Origin of the sequence: Afifella aestuarii (assembly GCF_004023665.1) — a bacterium.
GTDB lineage: Bacteria > Pseudomonadota > Alphaproteobacteria > Rhizobiales > Afifellaceae > Afifella > Afifella aestuarii.
On sequence record NZ_SAUF01000002.1, the window covers coordinates 816,088 to 829,289 of the forward strand.

A 13,202-nucleotide genomic window follows, 5' to 3' on the forward strand; every position below is an offset into this window, starting at 1 on the left:
GTCACAGTGCTACCTCATGTCGATGACCACCTTGCCGAAGGGACCGCGAGCGAGATGCGCGAAAGCGGCGGGCAATTCGGCGAGCGGATAGCGCGCGTCCACCACCGGGCGGATGCCGGCGCGGTCCACCGCCCGCACGAGGCGCTCCAGCGCGCCGCGACTGCCTGTTCCAATGCCGTGAATGGTGACGTTCTTCAGCATCAGGGGCATTGCGGCGGAGCTGAACTCGAAGCCATCAAGAGCGCCGATCTGACAGACATGGCCGCCCACGGCGGCAAGCTCGACCGATTGGCCGAGATGCGCCCCGCCGATCACCTCCAGGACGATATCGGCGCCGCGATCGCTGGTGATCCGGTAGACCTCCTCCATCCAGTCTTTCGCACCGGCATCCACGAAGTGATCCGCGCCCAGAGCGCGCACTCGCGCTTCATTGTTGGGCTGGCCGCAGACGATGACCTCCGCGCCGCTTGCCTTGGCGATCTGCAGACCAAACAGTGCGACACCGCCGGTGCTGGGGATCAGCACAGTGTCCCCTGCGCGCACCCTTACGCTTTCCGCGAGCGCCGACCACGCCGTCAGCCCGGCTACCGGCAGCGTCGCCGCTTGCCATGGTTCGAGGCTTTTGGGTGCCTTCGCAAACCAGACTTCCGGCATTGCGACATATTCGGCGAGCACGCCCGGATAATATCCACCAAGCGTCTGGTAGGCGGGAGTGCGGGCCGTGCCGGGACGAAGGCCGTCGATCCAGTCCGGCGTCGGTGTCGAGACGACCCGGTCCCCGACAGCGAACAGACAGGCTCCCTCGCCGAGAGCTGCGACTTCGCCGGCGAGATCCGATCCCGGTGTGAAGGGGAAGCGGAGCGGCAGGCCGCGCCCGGTTTCGACCACCATCTTGTCGCGGTAGTTCAATGCGACGGCTTCCGTCCGCACGAGTATCTCGCCAATGCCGGGCGTCGGCATCGGACGTTCGTGCAGTTGCAGTCGATCAAGCCCGACCGCATCGATTTCCCAGCGCTGCATTTCCGTCATGCTCATATCCTCGTTGGTCGGAGCCGGAGGCCGCCCGATCGATCGGCGATCGGTGCGCTCCGGTGTTGAGGGGAATGTGCATCCTGGAATCGTGCAGAAAAATAGTGCTAATCCGGCATCATTTGTTGCGCGGGAATGCACAATGACGCCAAGCGAGTTTGCCGAGCTGCGCGCCTTCGCACTGGTGGCGGAAGAGCGGAATTTTCGCCGCGCCGCCAAGCGGCTCGGGCTATCGCCCTCCGCCCTCAGCCGCGCCATTCGCTCGCTGGAGGAACGACTGGGAGTCCGGCTCCTCAACCGTACGACACGCAGTGTCGCGCCGACGGAGGCGGGCCAGGGCCTCTACGCCCGCATCGAACCCACCCTTGCTGAGATGGACGCCGCCCTTCGCGAGACAGGCGCCTACCAATCGCAACCCAAGGGCGTCGTGCGGATCAATCTGCCGAGCATCGCGGCCAAGCTGGTGGTGATGCCGCGCCTCGGTGCTTTCGCTGCAGCCTTTCCGGGGGTCGAGCTCGACCTCGTGATCGACAACGAGATCACCGATATCGTGGCAAGAGGCTTCGACGCCGGCGTGCGCATCGGCGGCGAAGTGAACCGGGACATGATCGCGGTGCGCCTGACGCCGGACATCCTGACGACCGTGGTCGGCTCGCCGGACTACTTTGCTGCGCACCCACCGCCAAAGACGCCACGGGACCTTTCCCGCCACCGCTGCCTCAGCTATCGGTTTGCGGGAAGCGGCGCCCTTCTACCGTGGCGCTTCGCGGGGGCCGGCAGGGCCTCGGAAACGATCGCGGTCGAGAACGCCTTCACCACCAACGATACCGATCTCCTGCTCGCAGGAGCCCTGCAGGGAATGGGCCTCGCCTTCCTGCCCGAAGACTTCGTCGCGCCGCATCTCGAACGCGGCGAACTGCTGCGGGTCCTGGCCGATTACGGCGAGGAGCTGCCAGGCTTTTATCTTTATTATTCAAATCGAACTCGGATGCCGGCTGTGTTGCGAGTCTTCATCGACTTCATCAAACTCGGGACGGATCCGGGTTCGAAGGACATTCGCGGCAGCGGAACCGCCATGCTCTAATGTGAAAGTCCGAGTTGCCGAGGCGGGACACGCGTTTGTTTAATGAGTGGAAACACGGCGGTCAGCTATCGCGTCAGCAAGGCGGGAAGCGGAATGCGGGGGCGGACGAGATCGCTTGCGCGGCTTTGCGTGAAAGAGCCGTCTCGTCATCGCCCGGCCGGGTGCCGGGCTTTCAGCCGGGTGCCGGACGATCGGTCGAACCGTGCCGGGCTGGCGACAGTCTCGGCCGTCAGGGGCCTGCCAAAGCTTGCCGATCCGCCATGCCGGCTCGCGCTTGCGCTCGGCCGGTTACGGCAAGCAAGGCGATGCCCATGGCGATGAGGCGGGCGAGCGTATCGGGCGCTCGGTCCGGTTCACCTCAGTCGATGTCGGCAAAGCGCCTCAGAAATGCGAGATATTTGGGGTCGTCGTCTTCGAAGATCTCAGAACCGCCGCCCATATAGGCGCGCATCAGGTCGTCCTTGGCTCGATCCTCGTCTCCGAGCTCGAGCGCGCATTCGCCCAGGCGGAGATGGATGAAAGGATTGCCGAGCCCGTCGGGGCCGGCAACGGCCTTGCGAAACGCGTCCCGGCACGCCGGCCAGTCACCTTCGAGGAAGAAGGCGTCTCCGCGCGCCGCCTGCAACCAGGTCCATGCCGACCATTCGCTCTTCGGTTCGGGCAGAAGGGCGACCGCTTCGTCGTATGCGGTGAGAGCGGATGCGAAGCGACCGGCCTCGGCGAATTCGTCACCGCGCCGGGAGAACGCGACAATCCGCTGATGCAGGGCCTCATCGAGTTCGGCCGCGGGGGCCGCTTGCACGAACTCGATCTGAGGCGGGGGTGTGGCGGGGTCGTCCATGACGGTTCTGGCACTCGATTGGCGGTTGCGGCGATGGTGTCGGCTCGATCGGCAGCCTGCTTCAAAGCGGAGCTTCGAGCAAGAAGACAGCGCTCCGCGCAAGCGGAACGCTGTCAGGTCTGTCATGGCCGGTCGAGGCTATGCCGCGAGGGCAACCGCAGCCTCGCGGTACGAATGAAGCGGGCGACCGAGAAGGGCGACAAGACGCTCGCGGTCGCCTTCGTCCGGGATCATGCCGTCGCTGACGTAGCGCTCGGCCATCAGACGCATTTCGTAGGCGGCCCACTTCGGCATGGTGGCCGCCATGTTCGCTTCGAAGCCACTCGGATCATCCCCGCCATAGACAACAGGTCGTCCGAGCACCTCGGTCCAAATCTGGGCGATGTTCGCGCCCGTCAACGTGTCCGGGCCGACCAGGTTGATGGTCTTCATCGGCAACGGACCGGATGCCTCCTCGCGGCGCATGAGTTCGATGGCGGCGGCCCCGGCGATATCGCGGGTGTCCACCATGGCAACGCCCTTGCTGCCGATCGGCATCGGGTAGACGCCGTGCTGAAGGATGACGTCCCGCACCATGACTTCGTTGTCGATGAAGTAGGTCGGCCGCAGGATCGTGGCGTCGAAGCCCATCGTTTCGAGCATCCGCTCGGCGCCGTACTTCACGGCGAAATGAGGAACGTTGACGGCACGATCGGCGTCGAACACCGAAAGGTAGACGACACGATCGACACCGGCCTCGCGGGCGATGTTCAGCGCGATGATGGCTTGCGTGAACTCGTCCCCGGTGACCGCATTCAGCAGAAAGAACGACGTGACGCCAGAGAAGGCGGCGCGCAGGGCGTCAATGTCGAGAAGATCGCCCTTCACGACCTCGACGCGGTCGTCGAAATCGGCCTTGGCGGGATCGCGGGTGAGGACGCGAACTTTCGCGCCGCGCTCGACGAGTTCACGAACGAGATGCCGGCCGACACGGCCGGTGGCTGCGGTGACGAGAATGGTCATGTTCTTGGCTCCGTTTGGGTTTCAAGCCGTTTGGCTAGGACCCAAATTAGCGATCCATTTATGCGCCAATAGCCGCTATATTAAGACCCTCTGTCTCGCTGGTGGAACACATGGATCTCCTCGCTCTCGCCGACTTCAACCTCGTGGCCAGGCATGGAGGGTTCGGAAAAGCCGCCCGCGCTTCCGGGCGTCCGAAAGCGACATTGTCGCGACGCGTCGCGGAACTGGAAGCCGCGCTGGCCTTGCGTCTGTTCGAACGGGGAGCTCGCGACCTCAAGCTGACCGAGGAAGGGCGTGCGATTCACGAGCGGACGTCGGCGCTGCTCAGTGATCTGGAGGAGACGACCGCGGCGATCGCCTCGGGGGGCGGGGCGGTGCGCGGTCGGCTTCGCATCAGCGCACCGCTTCTGTTCTCGCAGATGGTCATGGGCCGACTGGCTGCGCAACTTGCGCTCAGATACCCGGACCTGCGGCTCGAAGTGACCTCCGACGATCGCCCGGTCGACATGATCGAGGAAGGCTACGATCTCGTCATTCGGGTGAACCCGGCCCCCGACGAAAGCCTGGTGGGGCGCGCCTTTCTGCGCGATCGGCTGGTTGTCGCGGCGAGCCCGTCGATGAAGCAGCCGGGCGACGGCGACGTCCTTCCCGTCGTGATCCATGTATCTTCCGGGCAGAACGAAACCTGGGAGATGGCAACGTTGCAAGGGCGACGCACAATGGCGATCGAACCGGTGCTTCGCCTGTCGTCACTGCCGATGGTTCGCGACGTGATCCTTGCGGGGGTCGGCGCGGCCAAGCTTCCCATCTCGCTCGTGAAACGGGATTTTGACGAGGGCAGGCTCGTTCATTGGGGCGACGTACCAGGCTCCGAGATCGCACTCTGGGCGCTCTATCCGTCGCGGCGTCTTCTCAGTGCTCGGGTCTCCGCGTTCCTCGATCTCCTGAAGGAAGCGTTTCCCACCGGCAGCTCAGACGAATTGGCCGTCTATAGCGCACATTGACCCTCGGCTCGAAAACGAAGTCCGCGTCTCAGTCGGTGCAACCTCGAACCAGGCGGTCCGTCCGCCACCCTTCTACGACGTCGCCCAGGCGGCAGAGAGCGTCCGCTTCGAAGGAGCCGCCTGAACCGTGAACGACCGGAATGGGCGCATTGCTGCCGCCTCAATCCTTTCGGTCCCCCTCAAAAAGCCCGGACCGTGAATTGTTCCGGCCGCGCGTTGCTGTCGTCGAGGGAGTGGGCGATGGGTGGAGCGGCGGTCGGCCAACGATCCGCAGACCCGGAATGCGCAACGCGCTTTCGCGGTTTGCCCCCATCTCCCGTCGCCGCGCTACGGTTGATCACCGACGCGAATGCGGCGCTCCAGTTCTTCGTAATCGATCCGCGCCTCGGCAAGATGTTCCTGATCCTCTGCCTCCTCAAGACGTGCGATGCGCTCCAGCATCAACGCGCGCGCTTTCTCGGGGTTTCCACGTTCGTAGGCGAGCACTCCGCGCTGGAACAGCATGTCCTGGACACGATCGAGGTCTTTGTCGTTTTCGCCGATCTCCTGGACACGGATGAGGTAGGGTTCGATGTTCTCGCGCCGTTCGAGCGCATGAAGGTTCTGGGCGATGTTGGTCAGAACCGACGCGAGAACGGACGCGGTCGGCCCATGAAGCCGCTCACCGATCGCCAGCACGGAGCGATTGATGGCCAGCGCCTCCTCGTAGCGTCCCGCCTCGTGCAATTCGTACGCCTGACTTTGCCTGAGGCCCGCACTCTGGTCCTCCGAAAAGGTTGCGAGCGTGTCGGCGATCGCAGCGGCTGCGCCATATTGATCGGCGGCCAACGAATGCCATGCGTTGTTGCCAGGCAGCGTCGCATAACCGCTGGCGAGTTCTGCGTAAGTGAAATGGTCGTACAAGCGACGTTGAGGCGGACGGTCTTCGCCGATCCCGATCTCCATCAATTCGCCGAGCGGCTTGAGCCCGTCCTCGAATTCCATCAGCGGCGCTCTATTCACGATACGCCCCATCATGGACAGGATTTCCCGGCGCTGCCCAAGCAGGTCTTCGCGCTCGCCCGCATAGCTGCGTAAAACGCGCAGCGCCTGCATGGCCTCGGAGGCGCTGAAGCGGGCATCAGGATCGTCGAGGTGCCGACGCATGTCGGCAACGCGCTCCACGAAAACCTCGTCGTTGCCAGGCGATACCTGCTCGAATTCGACATTGGCCCCAGCGGTCATGGCATGCGTTCCGGGTACAGGTCCAAAGAGAAAAGCGGACAGAAGAAGGACGAAACGGATCCCCCCGGCGAGGAAGCGCCGGACGCTCTGCGCCGTTGCCGCCGGCTGCATGACGTTCGCTCCGGCCCGGTCTCGTCCGATCATACGGTGCTCCCCCATCTCGCCGACAGAACCTCGCGATCCAACGGCGAGAAGACTTTGAATGATCGAGGTGGGCGGTGCAAATTTTCAGCTTCGGGCGCGCGCGCTCTTTCATCGCTTCAATGCCATCAATTGCGCGTCGCCGATCTCCAGGCAGATGGTGTCGTGGCGACGCTCGCCTTGAAGGCGCGTGCAAAATGGCTCTGGCTGGAGAAGCCGCAGGCTGCCGCGATTTGCACGAGAGGGTCGGTGCCGCGCAGCAGCTCCTTGGCACGGTCGATGCGCCGTTCGGTGATCCAGGCGTGCAGGGCCATGCCGCGCGAGGCGCGGAACATCCGGTGGAGGTGGAACGGCGAGAGACCGGCGAGCGCGGCAAGGTCCGGCAGGCGGATCGTCTCTTGGAGATGTGAGCCGATATAATCGTCGATGCGGCGCAGGATATGGGGGGCGAGCCCGCCGCGCAGAGAAATCCGCCGAGAGCCGATCTGCCCGACGATCTCGGCCATGGCGGCGTCGGCGAAGAGAACGTCGCCGGCGTCGGCCGCGCGGGCCAGGGCATAGAGCGGTCCCGCCAGTGCCGGCATCTCGGCGAAGGTGATTTCCGGCAGGTCGAGCCGGCGGGCGTCGCAATCGTGAATGCGCGAGAAGTCGGCACGAAGACGGTCGTCGGGCAGGTAGAGATGCACGAAGCTCGAGTGCGTCGTGATCTCCCAGTCCGAACTCTGCCCGTCGGGGAAGATGCAGACCGCGCCGGGCCAGCCGCGCGCGCCGCGCCCGTCGACGCGCCGCGTGCCGGTGCCGCCTTCGAGGTAGAGGCTGAAGGCATGGCCTCGCGCCCCATCGTAGGAGACGCGGTCGTCGTGGTTCTCCCAGATCGTGACGCCGCGGCCCCCGCCGAGATCGAGCGTGGCGGCCGCGCGGGCGACCGGAGAGCCGAGAAGGAAATCGCGAACAGAGGCCATGAGCTCCTCTAGGCCAGCCGTGCACGGCAGGGAATGGCCGGATCGCAATCCGCCGCAAGATCGTGCAAGAGGCCGGAGCGGGGACGGCGTAGATGACGCGCCACAGGAGCGTCAGATGACCACCCCATTCCTCTTCGTCGCGACCGTTCTCGTCTGGGGAACGACGTGGATCGCCATCGCTGCGCAGGTCGGCGACGTTCCCGTCACCGTCTCGATCTTTTACCGCTTCGCCCTGGCCGGAATGTTGATGCTCGCCGGCCTTGCGGTGATGCGCCGCCTGCGAAGGCCGGCCGTCTGGCGGTTCGTTGTGGTGCAGGCCCTCTGTCTTTTCTGCCTGAACTTCGTGGGGCTCTACACCGCAACGTCGCTCGTGCCCTCGGGGCTCGTCTCGGTGATCTTTTCGCTGGCCTCGATCTTCAACGCCATCAATGCGCGGCTCTTCTTCGGCGAGAGGATCAGCCGGCAGACGGTGCTGGCCGGAGCCTTGGGCGTCACGGGTGTGGTCTGTCTGTTCTGGCCGGACATCGACATGGGCGGGGGCGCCGAGACTTTGCGCGGCATCGGCTGGGCCGTGCTCGGCACGGCGTTCTTCTCCTGGGGCAATATGGCCTCGCGGCAGAACACGCGTCTCGGCATCACCCCCGTCACCGCGAATGCCTGGGGCATGGGGATCGGGGCGCTGTGCCTTCTCGCGATACTGACCGCGACGGAACAGCCGCTGGTCCTGCCTGCAGGAGGCGTCTACTGGACGGCGCTGCTCTATCTCGCGATTGTCGGCTCCATCGTCGGGTTCACCTCATATCTCATGCTGGTCGCCCGCATCGGATCGGCGAAAGCGGGCTACGCCACCGTTCTCTTTCCGATCGTCGCGCTCGCCGCATCGACCCTCTTCGAGGGGTATGCGTGGACCCCGATATCGATCCTGGGCATAGCGCTTGCCGTCGTCGGAAACGTCGTCATGTTCTGGAGACGGTGAGCACGGCATGACGGACGCGGGTTTTGCTCAGCGTCGCTGACGACGTGCGACCGGCGCCCCACCGGCGCCCCACCGGCGCCCCACCGACGCCCCCACCGACACTCAGTGACGCGCGGCCGCTGCGCGAAAGCAGCGGGCGACCTCATTTGTCGCGCGCGCAGTCTCGCACCCGCCGGGCTGCCGCTTTTTGCGCCTGCGAGACGCGGCGGGGGAACCGGGGCGGGGGATGCGGTTTGTTTTGACGGGTCCGTGAGGGGCGGGACCGTTCCTGAGATCGACGGCTCTCGCCGCCTTCTTTTCCGGGGCCTTTCTGTCGCCTGTCTGGGCCCTCGCTGGCGCCCGCCAGCCGGCAAGATCACATCCAAGCCTTTTCGGGAAAAAGATGACATCGGATACAGGCCAAGATTTGAGGCAGCAATCTTCCAATCGCCATTCTTCGGGGCCGCATTCTGCGGAACCGCATCCTTCCAGGCAGCCTTCGGGGAAGGGGGAGAGCTCGGGCGAGAGCCCCATCGCGGTCTATGGCGCCATTGCCTCGAACCTTCTGATCGCGATCGCGAAATTCGTCGCGGCTTTCTTCACCGGCAGTTCGTCCATGCTGTCGGAAGGTTTCCATTCCGTCGTCGATACGGGCAACGAGCTGCTCCTGCTCCTGGGCGTCGCCCGAAGCCGCAAGCCGGCCGACGAGCGTCACCCCTTCGGCTATGGTCAGGAAATCTATTTCTGGGGACTCATGGTGGCGATGCTGCTGTTTTCGATCGGCGGCGGCCTGTCGCTCTATGAAGGCGTGATGCATGTTCTCCACCCGGAGCCGGTGGAGCAGGCGGTCTGGAATTACGCGGTGCTCGCCATCGCCTTTCTCGCGGAAGGCACGTCGTGGATCATCGCGGTGCGGCAGATGCTCAAGGAGCGCAAGCCGGGGGAGGGCTATTTCTCCACCTTCCGCCGCAGCAAGGATCCGTCCGTGTTTATCGTTGTGGCGGAGGATACGGCCGCGCTTCTCGGGATCATCGTGGCCTTCGTCGGCGTCTTTCTGTCCGTGCGATTTTCCGCGCCGGAGATCGACGGCGTCGCCTCGATCGGCATCGGCATCATTCTGATCGTCGTCGCGATCCTCCTCGTCTCCGAATCCCGAGGCCTCATCATGGGCGAAAGCGCCGATTCCGATCTCATCCAGTCGGTGCGCAAGATCGCCCTCAGCGATCCTGGCGTGAACAGCGTGCCAAAGCTTCTGACGATGCAACTCGGCCCCCGGCATGTGCTCCTCAATATGGAGATGGAATTCCTGCCCGAGGTGCCGGCCGCCGGGCTCTATGGCGTTCTCGACGGCGTGGAGACCCGCATCCGCGAGGCGCATCCGCAAGTGCGCAGCATCTTTCTGGAGATCAAGGCGCTGCGCAGCGAGCGGGTATCTTGAGGCTTGCGCTGGCAAGAAACGACTTGGCTGGGTTGCGTCTTCGCCACGGGCCGCGCCCGCCTGTCAGCCTGTCCGCTAGCCCCGAAGCTGCGCGGAACTCGGCCGGGGAGGATGTGTTGAATGGGCGAGGACGGACTTCGAGACCGCAGTGGCATCCGACCGCTCTGACGGCCTTGGCCGCCGCGTTCCCGCCTCTCTCGCATCGAAGAAACCACAAGCGACCATGACTGAAACACGCCGCCTTTTTCTGAGCCTTGCCGCAGCCCTCCTCATTCCCCTCCTTGCCGGCTGTGACGGCTTTCCCAAAGATATCGCCGGGACCATGCAGAACGTGAAGGAGAGGGGCGTGCTGCATGCCGGCATCGTGGCCGACGGTCCGGCGGAGGGCGAGGAGCGGGCCCTCGCCGAACGGGTGGCGCAGGCCACCGGCGTCAAAGCGGAGTTCGAGGTGGGCAGCGACGAAGTTCTTCTGCGCCGGCTCGAGGACGGCGACATCGACCTCGTCCTGGGCGAGTTCGCCAAGGCCTCGCCCTGGAAGAAGCGGGTGGCCTTTACCGCGCCGGCGGAAGCGAAATCGCCGTCTGCGCATGAGCCGGTTCTGCGTGCCGCCGTGCGGCCGGGCGAAAACCGCTGGCTGATGTTCGTTCAGAAGACCTTGAGGCAGAAGGCCTGAGAAAGGAGGACCGCGATGCCGCCGGTGCCGGATAAGCTGAAGTCGGACCTGAACCGGGCCATCCACCTGGAATGGTGGACGCTCGGGTGGCAGGCCTCGATCGTCGTCATCATGTTTCTCGTCATGGGATCGAGCCAGGCGATGAAATCGGCCTGGGCGGAGGATCTTCTCGGCCTGTTGCCCGCAACCGTGTTCCTGCTCGCCGTGCATTTCGAACGGAAAGCTCCGAACCGGAAGTTTCCCTACGGCTTTCAGCGCGTCAACAGCCTCGCTTTTCTCGCCTCCTCGAGCGTGCTCGCCTTCATGGGGCTTTATCTCCTCTACGATTCCGGCAGCAAACTCATCGCCATGGAGCATCCGACGCTTGGCCCCCTGGAGGTGTTCGGAGAGACGATCTGGATCGGCTGGGCGATGATGGCAGCGCTCGCCTATTCGGTTGTGCCGCCGGTCATCCTCGGGCGGCTGAAGAAGCCGGTCGCCGAGCGGCTCAAAGACAAGGTGCTGCACACCGATGCCCTGATGCAGAAGGCCGACTGGATGACGGGCGTGGCGGGCATTCTCGGCATCGTCGGCGTCGGCTTCGGCCTGTGGTGGGCGGATTCCGCCGCGGCGGCCCTGATCGCCTTCGACATCGTTCACGACGGCTATCGCGCGGCGCGCGTGGCGATGGCGGAGCTCATCGACGGGATGCCCCGCGAACTCGGCAGTACGGCCGTTGCGGACGACGCAAAGGCCCTGCGTGAGGGGCTCCAAGAGCGCTTTCCGGAAGCCGAGGTGCGGCTTCGCGAGACAGGCCGCTACATCGCCGCCGAGGTGGTCGGCGCAGAGGCGCCGGCAAAGGCGATTGCCCTGGAGGATTACTGGGCGGGAGATCCGGAGCGCGCATGGCGTCTCGCCAATCTCTCTTTCGCGCCCCGTGAGGGCGCCTGAAGCCGGGTTCGGTGGGGGGCTTGCGACAAAGCCGGTGGCTGAGCTTTGCGTCTGCGGGGCTTGCCTGCCTCATTCTCGCGCTTGCGGCTCTCTCCTGTCTGCCGCTGGTGAGAAGCGATACCTGGTGGGTCCGCTATGCGGACTTTCCGCGCCTGCAATTCGCGATCGCGCTTGCCGGGCTTCTTTGCGTCTATCTCAGCATCTTTCTGGTACGGCGGGGCGGGAGCTGGAAGTCTGCCTCGGTGGTCGCCGGGCTCGCGCTTCTCGTCATCGCCTGGCACGCGGAAACGCTTTATCCCTATAGCGGGCTCAGCGCACCGTCCGCCATCGGTGCGGAGGCCTGTCCAGGCGGTGCGACGCTCAAGGTGATGGTTGCCAATGTGCAAAAGCGCAACGAAGAGGCTGATGCCTTCCGCCGCCTCGTCTCCGACGCCGATCCCGATCTCCTGCTGATCCTGGAGACGGATCGGTGGTGGGACCGGCATCTGGCGCCACTGGAGCCGAGCTTCTCAGATCACGTGCAGTACATTCCCGAGGACGAGGGCGCCTTCGGGCTGCATTTCTTCTCGAAGACGGCTCTGGCCGCTCATGAATTTCGCTTCTTCTTCGGTGTCGATACGCCGACGCTGTTCGCCGATGCGAGGCTCCCTGGGGGTGCGAACGTGCAGTTCATCGGTCTGCATCCGCACCCGCCGCTCGCCTGGTCGCAACCGGCGAGCCTGCGCGACGGTTCGATCCTGAAGGCGGCGCTCGAGGCCCGTTCCTCGCAGGACGCCAGCATCCTGGCGGGCGATTTCAATGCGGTGCCTTGGGAGGGCGTGACACGGCGTGCGGCACGGGTGGGCGGGCTCCTCGACCCGAGGGTCGGACGCGGCTTCTATGCGAGCTTCAAGGCCGGCAATCCCGTTATCTCCTGGCCTCTGGACCAGATCCTTTTCCAGGATTCGTTCACGCTTGGAGACTTCGCAGTGTTGCCGGATTTTGGTTCCGACCATTTCCCGGTCATGGCCGAACTTTGCTATCGACCGGATCGCTCCGGAGCCGAGAGCGCGCCCGAGCTGCAGCCGGACGACCTTCAGGACGTGCAAGCCTCTTTCGAGGCCGCAAGGCGCGCCAAGCCGGAGTGACAACGTAGCCGCCGGGTAGCCGCCGGCGCCCGCAGCTCGTCACAAGCCGGATCCCCACAAAAAAGCCCCGGCCACAGAGGGCCGGGGCAGAGCTCCCGCAAGGAGCTTGAAACTTAATGAGCCGACGGCTGCGTCAGCCGGCGGCCTCTTCAGCCGAAAAGCTTATTTCGCGGCTTCGTAGAGCTCGGCGACGTAGTCCCAGTTGACGAGGTTGTCGAACCAGGCCTCGAGGTATTTCGGCCGCGCGTTGCGGTAGTCGATGTAATAGGAATGCTCCCACACATCGACGCCCAGCAGCGGTGTGGCGCCGTGGACGAGCGGGTTCTCGCCGTTCGGCGTGTTCATGACGGAGAGCTTGCCGTCCTTCATGGCGAGCCACGCCCAGCCGGAGCCGAACTGGCCCTTGCCGGCATCGATGAACTTCGACCGGAACTCGTCGAAGGAGCCGAGGTCGGACTGGATCTGCGAGGCGAGACCGCCCGGCAGAGAGGTGCCGCCGCCGCCGGCCTTCATCCACTTCCAGAAGTGGAGATGGTTGTAGAACTGCCCGGCCTGGTTGAAGAGCTTCGGGTTGTCGGTGTGGCTCTTCTTGACGATCTCCTCAAGGTCCATGTTCTCGTATTCGGTGCCTTTGATGAGGTCGTTCATCGTCGTGCAATAAGCGTTGTGGTGCTTATCGTGATGATATTCGAGCGTCTCCGCCGACATATGGGGGGCGAGCGCGTCGTAGGAATAGGGCAGGTCCGGCAGGGTGAATGCCATCGATCCATCTCCTTGTCTTGAAATTGCAGT

General features: G+C 64.6%; 13 protein-coding genes. 7 read left to right on the plus strand and 6 right to left on the minus strand.

The genetic code is table 11. From position 1 onward, the window contains the following. Nucleotides 1-9: 9 nt before the first annotated feature. A complete protein-coding gene (locus EO094_RS12185) occupies nt 10-1,029 on the minus strand; it encodes a zinc-dependent alcohol dehydrogenase family protein (RefSeq protein ID WP_128292544.1) in 1,020 nt (339 codons plus the stop codon). Between the two features lie 142 nt (nt 1,030-1,171). Here EO094_RS12185 and EO094_RS12190 point away from each other — a divergent pair, with 142 nt between their 5' ends. Next, nucleotides 1,172-2,113: a LysR family transcriptional regulator gene (locus EO094_RS12190; RefSeq protein ID WP_128292545.1), complete on the plus strand. Its 942-nt coding sequence runs from the start codon at nt 1,172-1,174 to the stop codon at nt 2,111-2,113. 358 nt (nt 2,114-2,471) lie between these two features. On the opposite strand, the gene EO094_RS12195 is transcribed toward EO094_RS12190, so the two are convergent. Together EO094_RS12195 and EO094_RS12200 are read right to left on the minus strand one after the other, a co-directional pair. Next, nucleotides 2,472-2,954: a tetratricopeptide repeat protein gene (locus EO094_RS12195; protein WP_128292546.1), complete on the minus strand. Its 483-nt coding sequence runs from the start codon at nt 2,952-2,954 to the stop codon at nt 2,472-2,474. Between the two features lie 138 nt (nt 2,955-3,092). After that, the gene (locus EO094_RS12200; protein WP_128292547.1) at nt 3,093-3,956 is read right to left on the minus strand and encodes an NmrA/HSCARG family protein; all 864 of its coding nucleotides are present in this window, start codon (nt 3,954-3,956) and stop codon (nt 3,093-3,095) included. Between the two features lie 110 nt (nt 3,957-4,066). Between EO094_RS12200 and EO094_RS12205 the strand changes: the two genes are divergently transcribed. Then, on the plus strand, nt 4,067-4,960 hold the full coding sequence (locus EO094_RS12205) for a LysR family transcriptional regulator (RefSeq protein WP_128292548.1): 894 nt from the start codon (nt 4,067-4,069) through the stop codon (nt 4,958-4,960). Nucleotides 4,961-5,287: 327 nt separating this feature from the next. Here the strand turns inward: EO094_RS12205 and EO094_RS12210 are convergent, their stop codons facing one another. Beyond that, entirely contained in the window at nt 5,288-6,328 is a 1,041-nt protein-coding gene (locus tag EO094_RS12210; protein WP_128292549.1) for a tetratricopeptide repeat protein, read from the minus strand. A gap of 125 nt (nt 6,329-6,453) precedes the next feature. Continuing rightward, nucleotides 6,454-7,287 (minus strand): helix-turn-helix transcriptional regulator, encoded by an 834-nt coding sequence (locus EO094_RS12215; protein ID WP_128292550.1) that lies wholly within the window; start codon nt 7,285-7,287, stop codon nt 6,454-6,456. Nucleotides 7,288-7,402: 115 nt separating this feature from the next. On the opposite strand from EO094_RS12215, the gene EO094_RS12220 reads away from it, so the two are divergent. The 5 genes from EO094_RS12220 (at nt 7,403) to EO094_RS12240 (ending at nt 12,410) form a co-directional block, all read left to right on the plus strand. Next, nucleotides 7,403-8,263 (plus strand): DMT family transporter, encoded by an 861-nt coding sequence (locus EO094_RS12220; RefSeq protein WP_128292551.1) that lies wholly within the window; start codon nt 7,403-7,405, stop codon nt 8,261-8,263. 382 nt (nt 8,264-8,645) lie between these two features. Beyond that, nucleotides 8,646-9,680 (plus strand): cation diffusion facilitator family transporter, encoded by a 1,035-nt coding sequence (locus EO094_RS12225; RefSeq protein WP_128292552.1) that lies wholly within the window; start codon nt 8,646-8,648, stop codon nt 9,678-9,680. 223 nt (nt 9,681-9,903) lie between these two features. Continuing rightward, the gene (locus tag EO094_RS12230) at nt 9,904-10,353 is read left to right on the plus strand and encodes a transporter substrate-binding domain-containing protein (protein WP_128292553.1); all 450 of its coding nucleotides are present in this window, start codon (nt 9,904-9,906) and stop codon (nt 10,351-10,353) included. A 15-nt stretch (nt 10,354-10,368) separates the two neighbouring features. Beyond that, complete coding sequence (locus EO094_RS12235) at nt 10,369-11,283, plus strand: cation diffusion facilitator family transporter (RefSeq protein ID WP_128292554.1); 915 nt, start codon at nt 10,369-10,371, stop codon at nt 11,281-11,283. 20 nt (nt 11,284-11,303) lie between these two features. Then, entirely contained in the window at nt 11,304-12,410 is a 1,107-nt protein-coding gene (locus EO094_RS12240) for an endonuclease/exonuclease/phosphatase family protein (protein WP_128292555.1), read from the plus strand. Between the two features lie 162 nt (nt 12,411-12,572). Here the strand turns inward: EO094_RS12240 and EO094_RS12245 are convergent, their stop codons facing one another. Continuing rightward, entirely contained in the window at nt 12,573-13,172 is a 600-nt protein-coding gene (locus EO094_RS12245; protein WP_128292556.1) for a superoxide dismutase, read from the minus strand. Between the last annotated feature and the right edge of the window lie 30 nt (nt 13,173-13,202).